The organism is Pseudomonas sp. 58 R 12, from assembly GCF_900005865.1.
Classification (GTDB): domain Bacteria; phylum Pseudomonadota; class Gammaproteobacteria; order Pseudomonadales; family Pseudomonadaceae; genus Aquipseudomonas; species Aquipseudomonas tritici.
On record NZ_CVTP01000008.1, the window covers coordinates 24,025 to 45,680 of the forward strand.

Annotated in this window: 20 protein-coding genes; 9 read left to right on the forward strand and 11 right to left on the reverse strand. The window is 59.9% G+C overall.

Going from position 1 to position 21,656, the window contains the following annotated elements; translation table 11 throughout:
* Nucleotides 1-3: 3 nt before the first annotated feature.
* The 3 genes from BFP95_RS03550 to BFP95_RS03560 all read right to left on the reverse strand — a co-directional run bounded on the left by BFP95_RS03550 (nucleotide 4) and on the right by BFP95_RS03560 (nucleotide 2,930).
* The gene (locus tag BFP95_RS03550; RefSeq protein WP_065909280.1) at nucleotides 4-531 is read right to left on the reverse strand and encodes an AAA family ATPase; all 528 of its coding nucleotides are present in this window, start codon (nucleotides 529-531) and stop codon (nucleotides 4-6) included.
* Nucleotides 528-1,091 carry a nicotinamide riboside transporter PnuC gene (gene pnuC / locus BFP95_RS03555; protein WP_049708513.1) on the reverse strand — a complete coding sequence of 188 codons (564 nt, stop codon included), beginning with the start codon at nucleotides 1,089-1,091 and terminating at the stop codon, nucleotides 528-530. Before pnuC ends, BFP95_RS03550 begins: the two co-directional genes overlap by 4 nt.
* 204 nt (nucleotides 1,092-1,295) lie before the next feature.
* The gene (locus BFP95_RS03560; RefSeq protein WP_065873210.1) at nucleotides 1,296-2,930 is read right to left on the reverse strand and encodes a methyl-accepting chemotaxis protein; all 1,635 of its coding nucleotides are present in this window, start codon (nucleotides 2,928-2,930) and stop codon (nucleotides 1,296-1,298) included.
* Nucleotides 2,931-3,149: 219 nt separating this feature from the next.
* Here BFP95_RS03560 and BFP95_RS03565 point away from each other — a divergent pair, with 219 nt between their 5' ends.
* Together BFP95_RS03565 and BFP95_RS03570 are read left to right on the forward strand one after the other, a co-directional pair.
* Complete coding sequence (locus BFP95_RS03565) at nucleotides 3,150-3,980, forward strand: undecaprenyl-diphosphate phosphatase (protein ID WP_065873209.1); 831 nt, start codon at nucleotides 3,150-3,152, stop codon at nucleotides 3,978-3,980.
* Nucleotides 3,977-4,360: a DUF1294 domain-containing protein gene (locus BFP95_RS03570; RefSeq protein WP_065909282.1), complete on the forward strand. Its 384-nt coding sequence runs from the start codon at nucleotides 3,977-3,979 to the stop codon at nucleotides 4,358-4,360. The genes BFP95_RS03565 and BFP95_RS03570 overlap by 4 nt, the downstream gene beginning before the upstream one ends.
* Before the next feature lie 258 nt (nucleotides 4,361-4,618).
* Here the strand turns inward: BFP95_RS03570 and BFP95_RS03575 are convergent, their stop codons facing one another.
* Nucleotides 4,619-4,975 carry an MmcQ/YjbR family DNA-binding protein gene (locus tag BFP95_RS03575; RefSeq protein WP_065873207.1) on the reverse strand — a complete coding sequence of 119 codons (357 nt, stop codon included), beginning with the start codon at nucleotides 4,973-4,975 and terminating at the stop codon, nucleotides 4,619-4,621.
* A complete protein-coding gene (locus BFP95_RS03580; protein ID WP_065873206.1) occupies nucleotides 4,972-5,880 on the reverse strand; it encodes a LysR substrate-binding domain-containing protein in 909 nt (302 codons plus the stop codon). Before BFP95_RS03580 ends, BFP95_RS03575 begins: the two co-directional genes overlap by 4 nt.
* A 124-nt stretch (nucleotides 5,881-6,004) precedes the next feature.
* Between BFP95_RS03580 and BFP95_RS03585 the strand changes: the two genes are divergently transcribed.
* Entirely contained in the window at nucleotides 6,005-6,616 is a 612-nt protein-coding gene (locus tag BFP95_RS03585; protein WP_065909284.1) for an FMN-dependent NADH-azoreductase, read from the forward strand.
* Between the two features lie 241 nt (nucleotides 6,617-6,857).
* Nucleotides 6,858-7,895: an alpha/beta hydrolase family protein gene (locus BFP95_RS03590; RefSeq protein WP_065873204.1), complete on the forward strand. Its 1,038-nt coding sequence runs from the start codon at nucleotides 6,858-6,860 to the stop codon at nucleotides 7,893-7,895.
* Here BFP95_RS03590 and BFP95_RS03595 read toward each other — a convergent pair.
* The 3 genes from BFP95_RS03595 to BFP95_RS03605 all read right to left on the reverse strand — a co-directional run bounded on the left by BFP95_RS03595 (nucleotide 7,889) and on the right by BFP95_RS03605 (nucleotide 12,266).
* Nucleotides 7,889-9,064 carry an MFS transporter gene (locus tag BFP95_RS03595; protein ID WP_065873203.1) on the reverse strand — a complete coding sequence of 392 codons (1,176 nt, stop codon included), beginning with the start codon at nucleotides 9,062-9,064 and terminating at the stop codon, nucleotides 7,889-7,891. The genes BFP95_RS03590 and BFP95_RS03595 overlap by 7 nt on opposite strands.
* A gap of 234 nt (nucleotides 9,065-9,298) precedes the next feature.
* The gene (locus tag BFP95_RS03600; RefSeq protein ID WP_082224316.1) at nucleotides 9,299-10,885 is read right to left on the reverse strand and encodes an ABC-F family ATPase; all 1,587 of its coding nucleotides are present in this window, start codon (nucleotides 10,883-10,885) and stop codon (nucleotides 9,299-9,301) included.
* A gap of 142 nt (nucleotides 10,886-11,027) precedes the next feature.
* The gene (locus tag BFP95_RS03605; RefSeq protein WP_065909286.1) at nucleotides 11,028-12,266 is read right to left on the reverse strand and encodes an MFS transporter; all 1,239 of its coding nucleotides are present in this window, start codon (nucleotides 12,264-12,266) and stop codon (nucleotides 11,028-11,030) included.
* A gap of 155 nt (nucleotides 12,267-12,421) precedes the next feature.
* Here BFP95_RS03605 and BFP95_RS03610 point away from each other — a divergent pair, with 155 nt between their 5' ends.
* Nucleotides 12,422-13,234: a class I SAM-dependent methyltransferase gene (locus BFP95_RS03610; RefSeq protein WP_065873201.1), complete on the forward strand. Its 813-nt coding sequence runs from the start codon at nucleotides 12,422-12,424 to the stop codon at nucleotides 13,232-13,234.
* 138 nt (nucleotides 13,235-13,372) lie between these two features.
* On the opposite strand, the gene BFP95_RS03615 is transcribed toward BFP95_RS03610, so the two are convergent.
* On the reverse strand, nucleotides 13,373-13,759 hold the full coding sequence (locus BFP95_RS03615; RefSeq protein ID WP_065873200.1) for a TIGR03067 domain-containing protein: 387 nt from the start codon (nucleotides 13,757-13,759) through the stop codon (nucleotides 13,373-13,375).
* A 401-nt stretch (nucleotides 13,760-14,160) separates the two neighbouring features.
* Between BFP95_RS03615 and BFP95_RS03620 the strand changes: the two genes are divergently transcribed.
* Both BFP95_RS03620 and lpxO read left to right on the forward strand, forming a co-directional pair.
* Nucleotides 14,161-15,477 (forward strand): Wzz/FepE/Etk N-terminal domain-containing protein, encoded by a 1,317-nt coding sequence (locus BFP95_RS03620; RefSeq protein ID WP_065909288.1) that lies wholly within the window; start codon nucleotides 14,161-14,163, stop codon nucleotides 15,475-15,477.
* Nucleotides 15,478-15,730: 253 nt separating this feature from the next.
* Entirely contained in the window at nucleotides 15,731-16,630 is a 900-nt protein-coding gene (lpxO, locus tag BFP95_RS03625) for a lipid A hydroxylase LpxO (RefSeq protein ID WP_065909290.1), read from the forward strand.
* Nucleotides 16,631-16,649: 19 nt separating this feature from the next.
* Here the strand turns inward: lpxO and ligD are convergent, their stop codons facing one another.
* Together ligD and BFP95_RS03635 are read right to left on the reverse strand one after the other, a co-directional pair.
* A complete protein-coding gene (ligD, locus tag BFP95_RS03630; protein ID WP_065909292.1) occupies nucleotides 16,650-19,127 on the reverse strand; it encodes a DNA ligase D in 2,478 nt (825 codons plus the stop codon).
* 3 nt (nucleotides 19,128-19,130) lie between these two features.
* Entirely contained in the window at nucleotides 19,131-19,964 is an 834-nt protein-coding gene (locus tag BFP95_RS03635) for a non-homologous end joining protein Ku (protein WP_065873196.1), read from the reverse strand.
* A 184-nt stretch (nucleotides 19,965-20,148) separates the two neighbouring features.
* Here BFP95_RS03635 and BFP95_RS03640 point away from each other — a divergent pair, with 184 nt between their 5' ends.
* On the forward strand, nucleotides 20,149-20,463 hold the full coding sequence (locus tag BFP95_RS03640) for a hypothetical protein (RefSeq protein ID WP_065873195.1): 315 nt from the start codon (nucleotides 20,149-20,151) through the stop codon (nucleotides 20,461-20,463).
* A 12-nt stretch (nucleotides 20,464-20,475) separates the two neighbouring features.
* A complete protein-coding gene (locus BFP95_RS03645; RefSeq protein ID WP_065909294.1) occupies nucleotides 20,476-21,633 on the forward strand; it encodes a PQQ-dependent sugar dehydrogenase in 1,158 nt (385 codons plus the stop codon).
* Nucleotides 21,634-21,656: the final 23 nt, after the last annotated feature.

Consider the following 21,656-nt stretch of genomic DNA (forward strand, 5'->3'; position numbering starts at 1 on the left):
GGATCATTTCGAGGCCTGCAAGTGCGTGACGGCGTCGAAGGCTGTGTGACGGCGTTGCTCCCAGTCGCCCCCCATGGCCACCACCGGTTGCTGATGCTGGTGCATCCAATCCAGGCTGGCTTGGTAAAACGCTTGGCGATCCGCCAGTTCCGGTTGGCAGCGTTGGCCGTCGGCGGTCCATTCCACATCATCCGGCGAGAGCAGCAGGTGCAGGTCGTAATGCCGTGCCAGCAGTTCGCTGTCCAGCCACGCCGGGTAGTCGCCGAACAGGGTTTGGCTCCAGAGTCTGTTGGTCAGCAAATGCGTATCGAGGATCAACAGCTCAGGCTGTTCGGCGCGGGCAGCATCCTCCCAGGCCAGTTGGCCGCGGGCGATGGCCGGGATATCGGCCAAGGTGGTATCACGTTGATGATGGTCGATGAAATGGCGCACATATTCACCGACCATCAGCCCGCCGAAGTGCGCTTGCAGTTCAGCCGCCAGCCAGCTCTTGCCGCTGGATTCGGGACCCGCCAGTACCACCACTTTCATGCGTGCAACGCCGGGTCGGCGCGCCATTCACGCCAGCCTTGCACGGCGATCACGGTGAACAGCGCGTACAGCGCGGCGGTGAGGTACAAGCCTTTGTAGAGGAACAGCCCGACGAAGATCACGTCCACCACAATCCACAAAGCCCAGCACTGCACACGTTTCTGCGCCATCCACATTTGCGCCACCAGGCTGAAACCGGTGAGCGCGGCGTCGAGCCAGGGTTGGGCGGCGTCGGTCCAGTGGGCCATGGCGGCGCCGAGCAGCAGGCTGCCGACGGCGCCGACCGTGAGGCTGGCCATGATTGCCGGCACACCCAGGCTGGTGACCTGGCGCCCTTGCTTGACCTGGCCGGCGCGGGTCCACTGCCACCAGCCGTAGACCTGCAGGGCGGCGTAAACCACCTGCAGCAGCATGTCGGAATAGAGTTTCACGTCGTAGAACACCCAGGTGTAAAGCAGCACCATGACCAGCCCGATCGGCCAGCACCAAGGGTTTTGCTTGACCGTCAGCCACACAGCGATCACCCCCAGGGCAGCGGCAAACAGTTCAAGCCCGGACATGGTGGTTCCTTGTGAGAGTGGGAGAGGGCAGGGATTGTAACGAAAGAAGATTGGCGTAGGAATTGGCTTGTAGTGAGCGGGCTTGCCCCGCGCTGGGCTGCGTAGCAGCCCCAATAAGAACACCGCATTCTGTCAGACAGAGCGCGGCGACTGGTTTGGGGCGGCTGCGCCACCCAGCGCGGGGCAAGCCCGCTCACTACGGGACTAGACTTTGAACTGGCGCAAGAGGCCGTCGAGTTGATCGCTCAGGCCGCGCAAGTGCGCACTTGCTACGCTCGACTGTTCCGCCGCCAACGCCGTGCTGTGGGACAAACCGGCGGCCTGGGTGACGTTCTGGTTGATGTCTTCCACCACATGCGCCTGCTGCAGCGTGGCGCTGGCAATCGACGCGTTCAGACCGTTGAGGTTGTGCAGGGCCTGGCCGATGGCGGTCAGGCTGGCGCCGGCCTGGCCGGCTTGCTCGATGGTCAGTTGCGAAGCGCTGTGGCTGTCGCTGATCACTTTGACCGCCGCTTCCGAATGGCCTTGCAGGCGCTCGATCATGCCCTGGATCTCAGCCGTGGATTTTTGCGTGCGCTGAGCCAGCAGGCGCACTTCATCGGCCACCACCGCAAAGCCGCGGCCTTGTTCGCCAGCGCGTGCCGCTTCAATCGCCGCGTTCAAGGCCAGCAGGTTGGTTTGGTCGGCGATGGAACGGATGACCTCGAGCACGCTGCCGATCTGGGTACTTTCAGCGGACAGGGTACGAATCACTTCCACGGCCTGGCTGATGGTGTTGGACAGTTGGTCGATCTGTTGCAGGCTGCCGTCGATATTGACCTGGCCTTGCTGCGCCTGGGCCTGCGCGTCGCGCATTTCGCTGGCGGCGTGTTCAGCGTTCTTGGCCACGTCCTGCACGCCGTAGGTGACTTCATTGATGGCGGTGGCCACCAGTTCCATCTGCTGGGACTGTTGCTGGCTGCGGTCATGGGCCTGGGTCGCATTGTTGCCCAGCTCCTGTGAGGACTGGCCCAGCGCGTTGGCGCATACCTGCAACTGGCTCACCACCTCGCGCAACTTGGCGGTGAAGGTGTTGAAGTGATGGGCCAATTGGGTGACTTCGTCCCTGCCGTGGGTGTCGAGGCTGCGGGTCAGGTCGCTTTCGCCGCTGGCAATGTTGCCCATGGCGTTCACCGCGTCCTGCAACGGCCGCACGATGCTGCGGGCGATCAGTGAGACCAGCAACGCCATCACCAGCGCAATGCCGAGGCCGATAAACGAGGCCTTCCAGACCTGGGTGCTGAACTCGGCCTGCACATCATCCACGTACACACCGGAACCGATAATCCAGCCCCACGGCTGGAACAGTTGGATGTAAGAAGTTTTCGCCACTGGCGCGTCGGCCCCAGGCTTGGGCCAGCGATAGTTGACGATGCCGGCGCCCTTGGCCTTGGCCAGGATCACGAACTCGTTGAACACGGCAAACCCGTCAGGGTCACGAATGGCCGACAGGTTCTGGCCATCGAGCTTGGGGTTGGCCGGGTGCATGATCATCACCGGCGTGAGGTCGTTGATCCAGAAATAGTCGTCATGGTCGTAGCGCAAGCCACGCACCACGCTCAGGGCCTGTTTCTGCGCGGCTTCGCGGGTCATCACGCCAGTCGTCTCGAGGCTGTGATAAAACGTCAGGATCCCGCTGGCGGCCTGGACCACGTGTTGGGTCTGTAGGCGCTTGGCCTGGTACAAGTCGTCATGGATCTGCTTGAGCATCAGCAAACCCAGGGCCAACAGCATCAGCACGGCGACTATCAGGATCAGCCAGAGGCGCCGGCTGATCGACATATTGCGCAAACTGTTCATCGTCCTGTCACTCCGGGCTTTTTATAATTGTGGGCGTTGCATCGACTTTTCCGCCTTGTCTGATAGGCTTTCGGCCTGTATTCGGAAAACCTGAGTACTGTCTGATTTTTCACAGGATTTTTGCGGGTTGGGGGTGAAACCCAGCATCGTGTCTTGTCGTCAGTGAACCATTAAAAAGATCAACGAGGCTTGCCATAGAGCAAGACCTTTGGGGGAAGCATGGATTTTTGGACCGCCATACAGGCATTGATTCTTGGCGTTGTGGAGGGGCTTACCGAGTTCCTGCCGATTTCCAGCACTGGCCACCAGATCATCGTCGCCGACTTGCTCGACTTTACCGGCGACCGTTTCAACGCGTTCAACATCATCATTCAGCTGGGCGCCATCCTGGCCGTGGTGTGGGAATTCCGTGGCAAGATTTTCGAAGTGGTCAGCGGCCTGCCGACCCAGCGCAAGGCCCAGCGGTTCACCGTCAACCTGCTGATTGCGTTCTTCCCGGCCGTGGTGTTGGGGGTGATTTTCGCCGACCTGATTCATCATTACCTGTTCAACCCGGTCACCGTAGCCACGGCGCTGGTGGTGGGCGGCGTCATCATGCTGTGGGCCGAGCGCCGCGAGCACGAAGTACACGCCGAGACCGTCGATGACATCACCTGGAAAGACGCGCTCAAGGTCGGCCTGGCGCAGTGCCTGGCGATGATTCCGGGCACGTCGCGGTCCGGCTCGACCATTATCGGCGGCCTGTTGTTCGGCCTGTCGCGCAAGACCGCCACCGAGTTCTCGTTCTTCCTGGCGATGCCGACCATGGTGGGTGCGGCGGTGTATTCGGGCTACAAGTACCGTGACCTGTTCCAGCCTGCGGACTTGCCGGTGTTCGCCATCGGCTTTGTGACCTCGTTCATCTTCGCGATGATTGCGGTCAAGGGCTTGCTCAAATTCATCGCCAGCCACAGCTATGCAGCGTTTGCCTGGTACCGCATTGCGTTTGGCTTGCTGATCCTGGCGACCTGGCAATTCGGCTGGATCGACTGGGCTGCGGCCAAGGCATGATGATTCAGCATCCACGCTTGAAGGCAGCGCTCTTCGTGCTGCTGTGCGCGGCGCCGCTGTTGGGTTCGGTATTGGTGTGGCAGCGCGGCGAGACCGTGATCCCGCTGGCGGCGTATGGCGTGGTCAGCGTGATTGCGTTTTTCCTGTATTGGAGCGACAAGCGCAAGGCGCGCACTGACAGTTGGCGTACGCCGGAGAATATCCTGCATGCCGTGGAACTGGCGGGCGGTTGGCCGGGGGCGTTGATTGCCCAGCAGGTGTTCCGGCACAAGACGCGCAAGGTGTCTTATCAGGTGTTGTTTTGGGTGATTGTGTTGCTGCACCAGGTGTTTTGGCTTGACCAGATGTTTCTCGGCGGCACGTTGGTTTCAGTCCTATAGGGTTGGATCTGCACCTCTTTTGGTGCTGCGCTAGACCTGTGGCGAGGGAGCTTGCTCCCGTGGCGGCTGGGCATGCGGTGAGTTTTATCTGGCGAGAAACGGTTCAAGTGTGGGAGCTGGCTTGCCTGCGATGGCTATGTGTCAGGCGCTAGAGTTTTCTGGTTGGGGTACATATCCGTTGCTACGGTCACGGCCACTTAGGGTTTCGCTCTTACAGCGACTCACTTTTGGAAACTTGATTACCTACGTGCTTTTGCGTCAATCATCCAGCAACAGCCCGACCTGCGTGCGCTTGGGCAACTTGCTGACCACCAACTGGTGGGACCGCTGCAACAAGTCACGCAGTTCATCGGCCCCAAGCGGGTAGGGCGTGTTCATGATGATCCACTGCGCGCGGGCCAGATACGGCGCCGGGTGGATGCCTGGGCGGTCCACATGGCCGAGGAACAGTTCCTTATCGACCTTGAACGCCAGCGATTCACCGCGCAGGTTCTGCAGGGCGAACATCTTGTTGCCGGCAATCGAGAACACACGCACACCGCCCCATTTATAGTCCTCCCGCGCACCGGGCAGGCTCAGGCAGAAGCTGGCGACGTGTTCTTCGGTCATCCTCATAGCAAGCGGTCTCCACAGCCTTTGAAGCCCTCTTCCAGGTAGTCGATCCAGGCACGTATCGCCGGCAGCACGCCGCGCCGATGCGGGTAAACCGCCTGCAGCCAGCCGCCCGGCAACGACCATTCAGGCAACAATTGCACCAATCGGCCGCTGGCCAGCTCTTCTTCGCAATACATCATCGGTAACACGGTAAAACCCACGCCCATGATGGCGCTGGCTTTACGCACAATGAAGTCTTCGATGCCCAGGCGGGCCTCCATCACCAGTTCGTGAGGGGTGCCCTGTGGGTCGAGGATACGTTGATGCACCATGCGGTCTGCCTCCAGTGCGCCGAGTATGGGCAGTTGCCTGAGGTCGTCGAGGCTGTTGACCCGGCGCTCGCGCACGAATTCGGGACTGGCGACCAGCACGGTCTGGGCCTGGCGCAAGCGTTTGGTCACCAGTAGCGGGTCTTCATCACCGAGTTCACGCACGCGCAAAGCCACATCGATACCTTCCGCCACCAGGTCGACACGGCGATTGACCAGGGTCATTTCCAACTGCACCTGGGGGTGGGCAGCGAGAAAGCCCGCGACCAGCTCCGGCAGAATATGCTGCGCCATGCCCACCGGGCAGCTGACCCGCAGCCGACCACGGGGTTCGCTGGACATGCTGGCCACGGCCTCATCGGCCATTTCCGCTTCCAGCAGCATGGCCTGGCAGTGGCGCAGGTAGCGCTCGCCGACGGCGGTGAGGGTCAATTGGCGGGTGGTGCGTTGCAGCAGGCGCGCGCCCAGGCGTTCTTCCAGCTCGGCGATGCGCCGCGACAGCCGCGACTTGGGAATTCCCAGCAATCGCCCGGCCGCCGCGAAGCCACCGGCTTCCACGACTTTGGCGAAATAATAGAGGTCGTTGAGGTCTTGCATGGTCAGCCTATTGTCCTGTCAGTGGGACGAACTATCGCATTTAAGCTGCCTTATCGGCTATTGGTTTCATGCGTAGCATCACCACCATCTGATCGCCCCTGACAATCCTAACCGGAGATCCCACATGAAACTCTTGCATATCGATTCCAGCATTCTCGGCGACAACTCGGCGTCCCGTCAGCTCAGCGCGGGTGTGGTCAAGGCCTGGCAAGCGGCAGAGCCGGGTGTGGAAGTGACTTACCGCGACCTGGCGGCCGAAGGCATCAACCACTTCTCCGGCGCGACCCTGGGCGCCCTGGGCACCCCGGCCGAACAGCGCAACGCCGCCCAGCAACAAGAAGCCGACCTCAGCGCAAAGACACTGGCTGAATTCCTCGCCGCGGATGCCGTGGTACTGGCTGCGCCCATGTACAACTTCACCATCCCGACTCAATTGAAAGCCTGGATCGACCGCATCGCCGTCGCCGGCCAGACTTTCCGTTACACCGAAGCCGGCCCGGAAGGCCTGTGCGGCAACAAGAAGGTCATCATCGTATCGACGTCGGGCGGCCTGCACGTCGGCCAAGCCACCGGTGTTGCCCACGAAGAATATCTGAAAGTGCTGCTGGGTTTCCTTGGCATCACCGACATCGAGTTCGTCCGCGCCCATGGTCTGGCGTATGGTGATGAGTTCCGTAGCAGATCCCTGAGCGACGCCAACATACTCATCAACGAACAATTGTTTGCCGCCGCGTAAAGCTTATGTAAAACAGCACCTTTCCCCGTTTCAATCTGAAGCGGTGCGTCTAAACTCTGTATTCTGATCGCCTCAAAACGACCGGAATACGGAGTTTTTTCGTTTACCCGCTGTCATTACTCTGGCCCAGGTTATGCACGCATTGGGTTATCACCCGGTGCGAGCGCCTTGAACCATGGACTTTTCAACCAGATATGCCGCGGATGTTGAACGTGGGCACACAGCAAAGGTGGCCATCCCCATGATGCGTCTTTGTGCTGTTATGGTTCTTTCCCTGCTCGGCAGCCTGGTTTCAGTGCACGCCGCCCCTGCACCGCACCCCCATTGGAGTGTGGGCTTCCACCGCATGACTTTTCTCGACCCGCTGGACTTGCAGCCGATGAAAGCCATCGCGTTCTACCCGTCCACCGACGCTGAGCACACCACGCCGTTGGGCGCCTATCACGTCGCGGCGTCTGAAGATTCCAAGATTGCCATCGGCCGATTTCCGATGTTGATGTTGTCCCACGGCAACACTGGCACACCTCTGGCCCTGCACGACCTGGCCACGTCGCTGGCGCGTAAAGGTTTTGTGGTGGTGGCGGTGCTGCATCCTGGCGACAACTACAAAGACCACAGTCGACTGGGCACGGTGAGCAACCTGTATGGCCGGCCGATCCAGATTTCTGAAGCGATCACTGCCACCCTGGGCGATCCGATGCTGTCGCCCTTTGTTGACGTCGATCAGGTGGGCGTTATCGGTTACTCGGCCGGGGGTGAAACCGCGTTGATCCTGGCGGGCGCCAAGCCGGATTTCGACCGCTTGCGCCGTTACTGTCAGCAGCGCCCGGAAGATCGTGATGCCTGCACCACCAAGGGCGAATTGGTGGTGGACCGCGATGACCTGCAACCGCAATCCGACTCGCGCATTCACGCCTTGATGCTGATGGCACCGTTGAGCCTGATGTTCGGTCGTCACACCCTGGCCGACGTGCATGTGCCGGTGCTGCTCTACAGTGGCGATGGTGACAAGTTGGTGGCCGTGGACAAGAACGCTGCCGCCCTGGCGCGCAAGCTGCCTGAGCCGCCGGACTTCAAGCTGCTGGCCGGGGCAGGGCACTTCGTGTTCATGGCGCCGTGTGACAGCGACCAATTGGCGGCGATGCCGGCGATTTGCACGGATGCTGACGGTGTCGACCGTGAAGGCATTCACCGTGACTTGATCTCTGAGGCGGGGCGTTTTTTCAGCCACACCCTCGGTCAATCCACCCGCGCCGGTATGCAAACGGCTGATCAGTAAGCGCGGCGCATGAGCAACAGGGTCACGCCCAGGGCGGTGATCGACAACAGCGCGGCGCAGAAGAAGATCCAGCCGTAGCCGAGGTTCAAGGCCACGGCGCCCATCAACGGCCCGGCGATCGCGAGGGCCAAGTCAAAAAACACCGCATACGCACTCAGCCCCGCGCCTCGGCTGCTGTTGGGCACCTGCTTGATGGCTTCCACCCCCAGCGCCGGGTACACCAGTGACAAGCCAAAGCCGGTCAGCCCGGCTCCAATCAAGGCTACCCCGGTGGACGGCGCCAGCCATAGCAACGTAAGGCCGAGGGTTTCGATGGTCATGCAGGCAATCGCTGCCCGAAAGCCACCAAAACGGCTGATGGCGGAAATAAACACCAGCCGTGACAGGATGAAGCACGCGCCAAATACCGTGAGGCAGTACGCCGCGCCGACCCAGCCTCGATTGAGGTAGTACAGGGTGATAAAGGTGGTGAGGGTGCCATAGCCAATTGATGCCAGGCACAGGCTGGCGCCAAACGGCGCGATACGCCCGAACACTGCCCAAAATGGCAGGCGCTCGCCACGCACAACCGGCACCGATGGTTTGTTGCGGATCAGCACCAGGCCCAGCGCCGCCAACACTGACAGCGCAAGGCCCAGGCTGGTATAGCCGTATTCGGCCACCATCACCACACCCAGCGGTGCACCAATGGCAATGGCACCGTAGGACGCGATGCCATTCCACGAAATCGACCGGGCGGTGTGTTCGGCACCGACCTGGCCCATGCACCAACTAATGGTGCCCACGCCGATCAACCCTTGGGCCACACCCAACAACAGACGTGCGACGATCAGAATGCCCAGGCTCAGCGGCGGCAGGCTTTCCACCAGCGTCGCGAAGAACGTCAGCACGCCACTCACAAGAATCCCGGCCAGCCCCAACACAATTGCACGCTTGGTGCCGACGTTATCCGACATGCGCCCGGCCATGGGACGGCTGAGCAGGGTGGCGAGGTATTGCGAGCCGATTGTGATGCCGGCCACTACAGCGCTGAACCCAAGTTGCTCGTGTACATAGCCAGGGATGACCGCAATCGGCAGGCCGATGCAGATAAAGGCGATGAAGGTGTAGAAGACGATGGAGACGATCTGCAGGGTGATCGACAGGGAGTTGGGGGTGGCGGCAGGCATGGCACTCGTTCGCTGGCGGGCGGTAGGCGCATCATGGCAAGGGGCCGGGAGAAAAGAAAGCAGCCTAACTATGTAGTGAGCGGGCTTGTCCCGCGCTGGGTGGCAAAGCCACCCCAATAAAAAACACCGCGGTCTGTCAGACAGAGCGCGGTGTTTGGTTTTAGGGCGGCTTCGCCACCCAGCGCGGGACAAGCCCGCTCACTACGGTAAGTCCGGTCAGCAGGGCAAGTCGGGTTAGAACACCACGCCTTGGCTGCGCAGGTAGTCGTCATAGGTGCCGCTGAAGTCGATCACGCCGGTGGCGCTCAACTCGATGATGCGGGTGGCCAGGGAGGATACGAACTCACGGTCGTGGCTGACGAAGATCAGCGTGCCCGGGTAGTTCTCCAGTGCCAGGTTCAGGGCCTCGATGGATTCCATGTCCAAGTGGTTGGTCGGTTCGTCCATGATCAGCACGTTCGGCTTTTGCAGGATCAGCTTGCCGAACAGCATGCGGCCTTGCTCACCACCGGAAATCACCTTCACCGACTTCTGGATCTCGTCGTTGGAGAACAGCATGCGACCCAAGGTGCCACGGATCATTTGCTCGCCTTGAGTCCACTGGCCCATCCAGTCGAACAAGCTCATGTCGTCTTCGAAGTCATGGGCGTGGTCCTGAGCGTAGTAGCCCAGCTCAGCCGCGTCGGTCCACTTGATGCTACCGGCATCCGGCGTCAGTTCGTTGACCAGGGTGCGCAGCAGCGTGGTCTTGCCGATACCGTTCGGACCGATGATCGCCACGCGCTCGCCTGCTTCAACCTGGAAGCTGAAGTCCTTGAACAGCGGTTTGCCATCGAAGCCTTTGGCCATGCGCTCGACAATGACCGCCTGGCGGTGCAGTTTTTTGTTCTGGTCGAAACGGATGAACGGGCTCACACGGCTCGAAGGCTTGACCTCGGCCAGCTGGATCTTGTCGATCGCCTTGGCGCGGGAGGTGGCTTGCTTGGCTTTCGAGGCGTTGGCCGAGAAGCGGCTGACGAAGGATTGCAGTTCGGAGATCTGCGCCTTCTTCTTGGCGTTGTCCGACAGCAATTGCTCGCGGGACTGGGTCGCTACAGTCATGTACTCGTCGTAGTTGCCCGGGAACAGGCGCAGCTCGCCGTAGTCCAGGTCAGCCATGTGGGTGCACACGCTGTTCAGGAAGTGACGGTCGTGAGAGATGATGATCATCAGGCTGGAACGCTGGGTCAGGATGTTTTCCAGCCAGCGGATAGTGTTGATGTCCAAGTGGTTGGTCGGTTCGTCGAGCAACAGCACTTCAGGGTCGGAGAACAGCGCCTGGGCCAGCAATACGCGCAGTTTCCAGCCAGGGGACACTTCGCTCATCGGGCCGAAGTGCTGTTCCAGGGGAATGCCCAGGCCCAGCAGCAGCTCACCGGCGCGGGATTCGGCGGTGTAGCCGTCCATCTCGGCGAATTCGGTTTCCAGCTCGGCCACGGCCATGCCGTCTTCTTCGCTCATTTCCGGCAGCGAGTAGATACGATCGCGTTCGGCCTTGACCTTCCACAGTTCCTCGTGGCCCATGATCACGGTGTCGAGCACGGTGAATTCTTCGTAGGCGAACTGGTCCTGGCGCAGCTTACCCAAGCGCACGTTCGGCTCCAGCATGACCTGGCCGCCGGACGGATCGAGGTCGCCACCGAGGATTTTCATGAAGGTCGACTTGCCGCAACCGTTGGCACCGATCAAACCATAACGGTTGCCTGCGCCGAACTTGACCGAGACGTTCTCGAAGAGCGGCTTGGCGCCGAACTGCATGGTGATGTTAGCTGTGGAGATCAATTACTTTACCTATCAATGGGTTGCGAGCGTGTCGGCAGGAGCCTTCAGGCATGCGTCAACAGCGACATCAAGGCGCGAAACCCGGTCGCTGAGCAGAAAATTTTGGATGTGTGTTGGAATTTGGCGCGCATTGTCGCATATGTCAGGCGACAGTTGTATGTCGAGCGAAGGATGGTTTCACCAACGTCTCCGGCATCGCCAGCCATAAGAGCGCCAGGGCCAGCGCGGCAACGCCGGCGAGTGTCAGGAACGCCGCGTTGTAGCCCGCTTGCTGCACCACGAAACCGGCCAGGCTGCTGCTTAGCGCCGCCCCCAGGCCGAATACGGTGGAGAGGGCGCCCAGGCTGACGTTGAAGCGGCCGGTGCCCTGGGTCAGGTCCTTGACGATCACCGGGAACAACGCGCCGAAAATCCCTGCGCCGATGCCGTCGAGCATTTGCACCGCCACCAGCCAGTAAGGATCGCTGGACAGCGTATAGAGCACACCGCGCAGCGGCAGGATCATGAAACCGGCCATCAGCAAGGGTTTGCGCCCCCAGATGTCGGCCTTGAGCCCGACCAGCCAGGCCATCGGCACCATCACCAATTGCGCGGCGACAATGCAGGCTGATGTCAGCGGCGTGGCCATTTGCAGGTTTATCTGTGAGAGCTTTTGGCTGACCAGCGGCAGCATGGCGGCATTGGCCAAGTGGAAAAGGGCGCAACAGATGGCGAATAACAACAGCGGGCGGTTCGCCAGCAATACCTTGAGGCCGGAAGGTTGTTCATGATCGGTGTGATGCTCAGGATCGAAGCCGCGGGCAACTTCGTGGTCGATCGCTGCTGCTGACACGCAGCTCACTGCCAAGACACTGGCGACTGCCATAAACGCCATCAGGTAAAACACCACCACAGGACCAAACAGGTAGGCCAGGCCACCAGCCAGCAGTGCGGCCACGGCGTTACCCGCGTGGTTGAAGGTTTCGTTACGCCCTGTACGACGGGTGAAGGCGCGTGGCCCGGTAATGCCCAGGGAAATCGCGCTGATCGCCGGAGCGAACACCGAAGCGGCAACAGCACTGGCGGCCTGGGTCAGCGCTACCAGGCCGAAAGAACTGACGAAAGGCAGCAGCACGCAACAGAGGGTCACTACGATGGCGGCCAGCGCAATCACGGCGCGCTTGCTGCGGGTGCGATCAATCAGCGCGCCCGCCGGGCCCTGGGTGAGCAGCGCGGCGATACCGGCCAGGGTCATGACCACGCCGATACTGGCCGGGTCCCATTTATGCACGGCCAGCAGGTAGATGGCGAGGTAGGGGCCCAGGCCATCGCGGACGTCCGCCAGGAAGAAATTGAGGCTGTCCAGGGACAAGGCGTTACGCACGTCAGACTGTTTGTCCATGGCGAGATCTTCGGAGGCGGCGTTCGAGGGCAGAACGCTCATTGCGTTAATGACCCATGGGATTTGCGATAAGTTTCGCACGCTGCTCGGGGTTTTCATCCATGGGCACTTGGCTTATTTTCTGAGTCCCGCCGTATTGATTATCTGGAGATGCAATGGACATGCCCTCAGCGCAACAGGCGATTGCCAGCAACAAGGACGCCTGGGACCAATCTGCCAACCTGCATAAAACCACCGACACCTGGAACGCGTTGCTCAACAGCGTGGGTGACGCCGGTTTTTCTTGCCTGGACCCCACCCTTACCGGCTTGCTGCAAGACATCGGCGTAGCCGGCAAGGATGTGGTGCAACTGTGCTGCAACAACGGTCGTGAAACCTTGTCGTTATTTGGCCTGGGCGCGCGCTCGGCGGTAGGAGTGGATCAATCACGAGCGTTTCTGCAGCAGGCCCGTGAACTGGCCAGTGTCTCGCCGCACAATCCCGAGTTCATTGAAAGCGATATCCATCACCTGCCGCAGGATTTGCACCAACGCTTCGATATCGCCTTGGTGACTATCGGCGTGCTGGGTTGGATGCCGGATGTGGCGCTGTTCATGCGCCACGTCGCCAGCACCTTGAAACCTGGCGGCACGCTGGTGATGTATGAAACCCATCCGTTCCTGGAGGTGTTTGATCCTCGGGCGCAAAACCCCTTCTTGCCAGCCAGCTCTTACTTCCAGCGCGAGCCCTTTGTGCTGCAGGAGTCAATTGTCTATGAAGGCCAGGGCGAAGTTGCCGGGCCAACGTCCTACTGGTACGTGCACACGTTGGGTGAGGTGGTAAATGCCGCGATCTGCGCGCAGTTACAGATCAGCGACTTGCAGGAATATCCCCACTCCAATCGCGAAGAGCTTTACGACAGGTACGAACACCAGCCTGCGCAATTGCCGATGTGCTTCACCCTGACCGCCATCAAGCGCGCCGATTGAACCGATAGTCGACAGGCAAAAAAAAGCCCGCGAGGAGAGGCGGGCTAAGGGATTCACTGGAGTAGGTAGGCTTCACCCTATAGACCCGAAGGTGAAGGTTTTGTGAAAATACTGTCGCTCATTCGGATGGCGTTCCGATCAGGCGCGCCGCACGAAAGTGCGCATGGTTTGACCTGGGCCAGTACTGAACGCAATTGGCCTGGGCATACTTTCATCGGCTGCAATAAACACGAATTCATCCTCTTCAAGGCGATAACTGGCAGGCAAGTGTTTGCCTGCGTCATCCCCTATGGAGTCGATCCAGGTAATGCTCTTGGGAACGGTGCTGCTGTCCAGGGAAAACCGGCCAGCCAGCAATACCTCGCCGCTGACGGTCTTCACTTCGAATCGGTCGCCGGTAATAGTGGTGATTGCACCCGGGGCGCTGTGGGCATCGACGGGGTTGAGCACGCCACTGTCTTCGAGCGCTATTTGTTCCCAGGCACCTTGAAGGGCTTGGAAATCGGGGTCTGTTATAGATGACATACAAATTCCTTTTTGCTGAAGGGGGTTCCGTCGTTCATTAGAGGAAATGCAGCATTTCTTATTACTTTTTGCGTAATTACGCGTAGGAATAATCCTATTTTTTAGTTTTCACAGAAATTCTTCCTTAAAAGACAGGCAATTCGCGTTACGTTGCCTGGCCTCCGGGTAACGTCTTGTAACGGACCTCCTTTACGCTCGGTGCCTGTCAGTCATGACACCCGTGTCACTGAAATGAAGCCTCTTGTTGCTTAGGTGTAATGCTTCAGTGGATGGGGGTGGTCCCTTTGCCGGCAGAGGGCCGCGTAATGCTCCGGCCCGGACGTTGCCCCCTGTTTATTCAGTCGCTATCCAGGTCTGTGTTTTATGGGCGCTGGATTTCAACTCACCAGGGTGTATTAATTTTGAATAACACTCCCCAGCTGCATCGCCATTTACCGTCGGATGAAATCGATCTCTTTGAACTGTTCGGTGCTATCTGGAAGCAAAAAAAACTGGTCATTGGTTGCACGATCCTGGCGGGCCTTCTGGGAGTAGGCTACGCGTATCTTGCGACCCCGGTTTACCAGGTCAGCAGTGTGCTGCGGCCTGCCGCAATCAATGAACTGGATGCCCTCAACCGTTCCGAAGTGTACAAGCTACCGCCGGCCGAGGCGCTGAGCAAAGTAGGCGCACAGTTGGACTCATACGAAGCGCGCCTGGGCTTCTTCAGGGCCAATCCCGCGCTGTTCGAGGCGTTTGAGCAGCCTGGGCGCAGCCTGGAGCAGAGCTTTGAGACATTCAACAATAATGCCATTCGCCTGGTGCTGCCGGACCCCAAGAAGCCTGACGTCCTCAACACGTCCATCCGCTTGGAAATGCAGTACCCCAATGGGATCGACGGGGTGGCAATTCTCAACGGGTTTGTGGCTTACGCCATCGCGCAGCAGCGCGATCAGGTGGGGGCGGACCTCAAGGTGATCGTCAACAATCGCCTCAATGAGCTCAAAGGCAAGATCGATGCGGCACGTGCCAACTATGAAGCCGGCAAAACGTCGCAAATCGCCAGATTGCTGGAGGCGGATAAAGTCAAACGCGCTCAGTTGCAAGACGAGCTCACCGCGTTACGCCTGCAGATGAGGACGCAACGCACCAATCGGCTGGCCGAACTGGCTGAGGCTATCTCGATAGCCAAGTCAATCGGCATCAAGCACCCCACCACGCCTTCTGCCATGGGCGCTGATGCACTTCGTGGCGCGAACCAAGTGATGCGCACTGAAGTGACCAACCAGAAGATTCCGTTGTACTTCATGGGCACCGAGGCGTTGCAAGCCGAGCGGACCGCGTTGACCCAACGAACCAATGATGATTTTACCAACAGTCGCATTGCTGATATTGGCAAGGAATTGCGCATGCTTGACGTCAATCGCCAAGTGGAGGTCCTCGAAAACCGTAAAGATGAAGACATATTCCTGCAAGACGTTGAACCCCTCTGGGCAGAGGAGGCCCGGCTGCGTGGCCTGAATATCGACATGAGTGCGCTGAAACTGGTGACAGTCGACCGGCAGGCGCAAGAGCCCTTGAACCCAATCAAGCCAAGGAAGGCCTTGATCATTGCATTGAGCTTGGTGGCAGGGCTGATGTTGGGCGTGTTGGTGGCGTTGATCCGGCATTTCGTCCAAGTTCGTCAGGAATCCGGACCCTTTTCTGTGTTAGATGAGCGTCGGCTGCCACGCCAATAGGACGGGCCGAACCCCTCGCGGGCTTGCCACACAACAAGCCCGCCCATCACATTCACAAGACAGCTTTTCACAATTCTTGTTTAACTTTTGGTTACAACTTGTGGCTAAATAACGGCAAAGGGCTACGGGTCGGATTGTCACTTAGCCGGTCGTGCCGATTGTGTGAATTGTGATTTCAGGTGTTGCTCTCCAACCTCGGCCGTAGTGGGCACGCAGGAGCTGCCTGTTTTCTTCTGACGTGTGACGAATCCCCGTGAAACTCATCATTGTAATGCTCTACGTTGCCTCGATTGCCTATGTACACCTGCGCGGTCGGGTGCGGCATAAGCTAGGCCGCCAACTCAGTGATCATTCGACCTTCCTGGCACCGGTCAACTGCTTTCTCTACCTCTTCTCTAAACTGTCCAGCCGACCTTATCTGTCGCCCGGCGATTTCCCGGACCTGAGCCCGCTGCAGGCGCACTGGCAAGAAATCCGCCAGGAAGGCCTGGCCCTGATGCGCGCCGGGGAGATCAAGCGCTCGGACCAGTACAACGACGTAGGTTTCAATTCCTTCTTTAAATCCGGTTGGAAGCGCTTTTACTTGAAATGGTATGGCGACAGCCATCCTTCCGCGATGAAGCTCTGCCCGCGCACCACTGAGCTGGTCCAGGGCATTGGCTCGATCAAGGCCGCGATGTTCGCCGAACTGCCGCCAGGTTCCAGGCTGGTGCGCCACCGCGACCCGTATGCAGGCTCGTATCGCTATCACTTGGGCTTGGATACCCCGAATGACCCGGGCTGCTACATCAATGTGGATGGCGAAAACTACTACTGGCGTGATGGCGAGCCGGTGATGTTCGACGAGACCTACATTCACTACGCCGAAAACACCACGCAGCAGAACCGCATCATCCTGTTCTGCGATATCGAGCGTCCGATGAAGTACCGCTGGGCCGCGGCGTTCAATCGCTGGTTCAGCCGTACCGTCATGGCCGCTGCGGGCTCGCCTAACGATGCCGGTGACCAGACCGGGGGGCTCAACCGCGCCTTCGCGCGCCTGTATAAAATCCGTCTGCGCGGCAAAGCGCTGAAAAAGCGCAACCGCATGCGCTACTACCTGGAAAAGTGGGCGATCTTCGCTGGGTTGGCGTTGATCTTTGTACTGATCTGAGGCGCACTCTGGGCGCTCTTCACGGCGGCGGATGGGCGCCCAGCTTATCCCACATCTTCTTGCTGATTTTCTGGCGATTGGCATACCCGTCCCAGGGATCAACCTTCAACGCCTTTAAACGCTCATGCACGTTGGCGACCGTCCATTGCTGGGCACCACGCAAGCCCTTCAATTCCTCACGACTGACCGGCACCGACACCGGCAATCCAGGCCGCGCACGCACGGAGTAGGCTGCCACGGTACTGGCGCCTCGAGCATTGCGCAGGTAGTCGATAAAGATCTTGCCGACACGGTTTTTGGGCCCTGACGTTGCGGTAAAACGCTCCGGCAATTGCGCGGTCATGAACTGGGCAATGGCCTTGGCGAATGCCTTGACGGTGTCCCAATTGTCGCGCCGCGCCAGTGGCACGACCAGGTGCAGGCCCTTGCCACCGCTGGTCTTGACGAACGCTTGCAGTCCCAATTCGTCAAGCACCGACAGCGTGAGCTGCGCCGCCTCCAACATGGCTTTCCAAGGCAGTGCCGGGTCCGGGTCGAGATCGAGCACAAACAGGTCCGGGGTTTCGATCTTGTCGGTGGTGCCGCCCCAGGTGTGGAACTCCACGGTGCCCATTTGCACCGCACCGATCAATGCAGCGGCGCTGTCGATTTCCATCAGGCGTGCATGGCCAGGGTCGAGCGCCTGATCCAGTTGCTTGATGTTAGGAATCGCGAGCCGCTCGGAATGCTTCTGGAAGAACTGCTCGCCTTCAATGCCCTCAGGCGCTCTGAGCAGCGAAACCGGACGGTGCCGCAGGAAGGGCAGAATCCATTGGCTGATGCTGTCGTAGAACTCCGCCAGTTGCTGTTTTTGCGTACCGGTTTGCTTATCGATTACGCGGTCGGGATGGGTGATGTTCACGTTGCCGCTGGTTTTTTTTGCGGTTTTCATGGATTTGGCCGTGCGCGGTTGCTCATGAATGATCTGCGCAGCCGGTTTATCGGTCCGCATGCCGACGAACGCGGCCTGGCGAACCACGCCTTCCCGGGTCCATTCGGCAAATTGCACCTCGCCAACCAGCGTCGGCTGCACCCAATGCACACCGCGGGCCTGGGCGCTGGTCAGCGGTTTTTCCAGGGGGGACGTGCTGCACTCCAATGGCGTAAGTTGCGCGTAGATCGACTTCAGCGACGCCTGATCAAAGCCTGTGCCCACCCGCCCGGCGTACACCAGCCCGGAATCATCATTCACCGCCAGCAACAGCGCCCCGAAACCACTGCGTGAGCCCTGCGGCCGGGTGTAGCCAACAATCACAAACTCTTGGCGCAAGCGGCATTTGAGCTTGATCCAATCGGCACTGCGACTCGACACGTAGGGGCTGCCCAGGCGTTTACCGATCACGCCTTCCAGGGCCAGGTCGCATGCGCTTTCAAAGATGTCACGATGGTGCGCAGTGAACGCTTCGGAGAAGCGCAGCAACTTGCTTCGACTACCGGCCAGCGCGGCCTTGAGGGCTGCGCGGCGCTCCTCGACAGGCGCCTGGCGTTGGTCCTGGCCATTGAGGAACGGCGCATCGAACAGGTAGTAGACAATGTCCAGGCTGCGCCCAATATCAAACGCGTTTTGCAGCGCCTGGAAGTCCGGCAGGCCGTCGCCGTTTAGGCTGACCACCTCACCGTCGAGCCAGCTGTCCTTGAGTTTCAGCGCTTGCAGGGCCTTGGCTTGACGGGGCAGGCGTTCGGTCCAGTCATGGCCGTTGCGGGTGAACAGGCGTACCTCGCCGTCACGAATGCGCGCGAGCATGCGGTAACCGTCGAACTTGATTTCGTAATGCCAGTCGCCTTCTGGCGCGCGGTCCACCAGCGTGGCCAATTGCGGGGCGAATTGCTCGGGGAGGGTGGCTACGGTTTTTTGCGGCTTGGGCTTGGGTTTGGCTTTAGCGTTGGGTTTGCCGACCGAGGCGTTGCTGAGCACGCTGTTCGGTTGGGCCTGGACAATATCGTAGTCATCGGCAGGACGTGCCTGTGCGTCCTTTTCCTTGATCAGCAGCCATTGTTGTTTATCGCCGCTGCCCTTCAGGCGCGTGCGCACCAGGGTCCAGTCGCCTGAGAGCTTCTCGCCAACCAAGGTGAATTTGAGCTTGCCGGCGGCGTAGGCCTTATGCGGGTCGTCATGGGGTTGCCACACGCCGCGGTCCCACACGATAACGTCGCCTGCGCCGTACTGACCCGCCGGAATATTGCCTTCGAAGCTGCCATAGCCGAGGGGGTGATCTTCAACGTGGACGGCCAGGCGTTTCTGGCTCGGGTCCAGGCTCGGGCCTTTGGGTACCGCCCAACTGAGCAACACGCCATTAAGCTCCAGGCGGAAGTCATAGTGCAGGTTGCGCGCGTCATGTTTCTGGATCACGAAGGACAGCGCCGAGGCCTTCCGTTTGCCGGCGGGCGCACTGCCTGCCGGTTCGGCGGTAATCCCGAAGTCGCGTTTTCGGTTGTAGTCGCTGAGGGGCTTTGGCATGACTTATGAGGCCTTGGTAGATTTCTTCACCGCAGGCTTCTTCGCCGGCTTACCGGCCAGGCTGCGCTTGAGCAATTCCGTCAGGTCAATCACATCGGCAGATTTACGCTCCTCACCGTCCGTGCTGCTTTCCACGTCCTCGATCTTGCCGGCCTTGGCCTTCTTGGCCACCAGCGCCATGATTTTCTCTTGGAAGCTGTCGCGGTAGTCATCCGGTTGCCAGTCGGCGCTCATGTCTTCCACCAGACGCTTGGCCATGTCCAACTCACCTTTGGCCAATGTGGGTTTGGTCACGTCGCTGCCCAGTTCCAGATCGTCCAGGCTGCGCACCTCGGCGGGCCAGCGCAACATCACCAGTATCAAGGCCGAGTCCAGGGGCATCAATGCGGCCAAGTGTTGCTTGGTGTGCAGCACCACATTGGCCAGGGCGACTTTACCGGTTTTTTTAAGGGTTTCCCTGAGCAACGCATACACCTTGCCGCCGCGTTTGTCCGGGGCGAGAAAGTAGGGGGTGTCGATGTTCTGCAACGGAATCTGGTCGCTGGCAACAAAAGCGATGATTTCAATGGTCTGGGTCGACTTGGGGTGGGCCGAGCGGATTTCTTCTTCGCTGAGCACCACGTAACGGCCTTTCTCGAACGCGACGCCTTTGACGATGTTCTCTTTTGTCACTTCCTTGCCGGTGGTCTTGTTGATGCGCTTATAGCCCACCGGGTCCATGCTGCGTTTGTCGAGCCAGTCAAAGTCAACGCCCTGTGATGATGTGGCCGAGACCAGTGACACCGGTATATGCACCAGGCCAAAGCTGATGGCGCCTTTCCAGATTGCCCGTGGCATATGTGCGATTCCTTACATAGAGGCTGTGTTCTGGTGACTCGGACCCTGTGCGAAAAGTTTCCACGGACAGATGCACGGACAGATCGTGTTACACCTGATGAGAAACTATTTAGTGTCGAAAGCCGAACCTGAGGCGTAGCGTGTTATCGAAAGCACGTACTCCTCGCCCCAGAGAGGCTTTGTCATGAACAGCTGTGTGCGTCACGTTGCGGCGCTGGTGTTGAGTTTGGCCCTTGCCCCTTTGGCCTATGCGCAAAACCTGCCCGGCAACAACAACTCCAACAACGGTCCGATTCACCGGGCCAACCCCAATAGCATGCAGGGCACCCAGCCCAATGCGCCGGCCATTCGCGGTATTCAGACTGGGCCGACCACACGTACGCCGACCCTGGAGAACGGCGGCATCGGCAACCGCTATCCCCAGCGCGATGCCACCCCGAACCGCCCGGCCACCGAAACCAAAGCCCCTACTTATGACGCCAGCGGCAATCGCCGGTAAGGATCCCGCCTTATGTTTCTACGCAAAACCTTGTTAGCCGCCCTTTGCGCAACCACGCTGCTGCCGTTGACGGCCGCTGTCGCCGCCGAGGCCCAGCAGTTTCCCAGCGAACAAGGCAGCATCACTGCCACCCCGATTGCCAAAGGCCTGGACCATCCATGGGCGGTGGCCTTTCTGCCGGACAAGCAAGGCTTCCTGGTGACGGAACGCCCCGGCCACCTGCGCTTTGTCAGCCCGGACGGCAAGCTCTCCGCGCCACTCAAGGGCGTGCCTGAAGTGTGGGCCAAAGGGCAGGGCGGTCTGCTCGACGTGGTGCTGTCGCCGGATTTCAAACAGGACCGCATGGTCTACCTGTCCTACGCGGAAGGCGGCGGCGAGGGCGGCACGGCCGGCACTGCAGTGGGCCGTGGTCGCCTGGCGGCTGACCTCAGTGGCTTGACCGACTTCAAAGTGATCCTGCGCCAGGAGCCTAAGCTGTCCAACGGCAATCACTTCGGCTCGCGCTTGGCCTTCGACCGTGACGGCTACCTGTTCGTGACCCTTGGGGAAAACAACGATCGCCCGACGGCCCAGGATCTGGACAAGTTGCAAGGCAAGGTCGTGCGCATCTACCCGGACGGCCGCGTGCCGGATGACAACCCGTTTGTCGGCCAGCAAGGCGTACGCCCGGAGATCTGGTCCTACGGCCAACGTAATCCCCAGGGCCTGGCATTGAACCCGTGGAGCGGCACGATCTGGGAAAACGAACATGGGCCGCGCGGCGGCGATGAGATCAACATCATCGAACGGGGCAAGAATTACGGCTGGCCGCTGGCAACCCATGGCATCAACTATTCGCTGACACCCATACCCGAAGCCAAGGGCAAGACGGTGGAGGGCACGGTGCCGCCGCATCACGTCTGGGAGAAATCACCGGGGATCAGCGGGATGGCGTTTTACGATGCAGACCGCTTCAGAGCCTGGCAGCACAACGTATTTATTGGCGCGCTGGCCAGCCAGGAGTTGATTCGGTTGCAGTTCGATGGCGACAAGGTCGTTCACGAGGAGCGTTTGCTGGGCGGCTTGAAAGCGCGGATCCGCGATGTGCGGCAGGGGCCCGATGGCTTTTTGTACGTGCTGACGGATGAGGAGGATGGCGTGCTGTATCGGGTTGGGCTGAATCAGGACTGAGTTACGCCGCTGCGCCAATGTGG

Excerpts from the sequence above, each read along its gene's own strand:
- BFP95_RS03550 (WP_065909280.1), bottom strand. The coding sequence starts at position 531 with ATGAAAGTGGTGGTACTGGCGGGTCCCGAATCCAGCGGCAAGAGCTGG.
- pnuC (WP_049708513.1), bottom strand. The coding sequence starts at position 1,091 with ATGTCCGGGCTTGAACTGTTTGCCGCTGCCCTGGGGGTGATCGCTGTG.
- BFP95_RS03560 (WP_065873210.1), bottom strand. The coding sequence starts at position 2,930 with ATGAACAGTTTGCGCAATATGTCGATCAGCCGGCGCCTCTGGCTGATC.
- BFP95_RS03565 (WP_065873209.1), top strand. The coding sequence starts at position 3,150 with ATGGATTTTTGGACCGCCATACAGGCATTGATTCTTGGCGTTGTGGAG.
- BFP95_RS03570 (WP_065909282.1), top strand. The coding sequence starts at position 3,977 with ATGATGATTCAGCATCCACGCTTGAAGGCAGCGCTCTTCGTGCTGCTG.
- BFP95_RS03575 (WP_065873207.1), bottom strand. The coding sequence starts at position 4,975 with ATGAGGATGACCGAAGAACACGTCGCCAGCTTCTGCCTGAGCCTGCCC.
- BFP95_RS03580 (WP_065873206.1), bottom strand. The coding sequence starts at position 5,880 with ATGCAAGACCTCAACGACCTCTATTATTTCGCCAAAGTCGTGGAAGCC.
- BFP95_RS03585 (WP_065909284.1), top strand. The coding sequence starts at position 6,005 with ATGAAACTCTTGCATATCGATTCCAGCATTCTCGGCGACAACTCGGCG.
- BFP95_RS03590 (WP_065873204.1), top strand. The coding sequence starts at position 6,858 with ATGATGCGTCTTTGTGCTGTTATGGTTCTTTCCCTGCTCGGCAGCCTG.
- BFP95_RS03595 (WP_065873203.1), bottom strand. The coding sequence starts at position 9,064 with ATGCCTGCCGCCACCCCCAACTCCCTGTCGATCACCCTGCAGATCGTC.
- BFP95_RS03605 (WP_065909286.1), bottom strand. The coding sequence starts at position 12,266 with ATGGACAAACAGTCTGACGTGCGTAACGCCTTGTCCCTGGACAGCCTC.
- BFP95_RS03610 (WP_065873201.1), top strand. The coding sequence starts at position 12,422 with ATGGACATGCCCTCAGCGCAACAGGCGATTGCCAGCAACAAGGACGCC.
- BFP95_RS03615 (WP_065873200.1), bottom strand. The coding sequence starts at position 13,759 with ATGTCATCTATAACAGACCCCGATTTCCAAGCCCTTCAAGGTGCCTGG.
- ligD (WP_065909292.1), bottom strand. The coding sequence starts at position 19,127 with ATGCCAAAGCCCCTCAGCGACTACAACCGAAAACGCGACTTCGGGATT.
- BFP95_RS03635 (WP_065873196.1), bottom strand. The coding sequence starts at position 19,964 with ATGCCACGGGCAATCTGGAAAGGCGCCATCAGCTTTGGCCTGGTGCAT.
- BFP95_RS03640 (WP_065873195.1), top strand. The coding sequence starts at position 20,149 with ATGAACAGCTGTGTGCGTCACGTTGCGGCGCTGGTGTTGAGTTTGGCC.
- BFP95_RS03645 (WP_065909294.1), top strand. The coding sequence starts at position 20,476 with ATGTTTCTACGCAAAACCTTGTTAGCCGCCCTTTGCGCAACCACGCTG.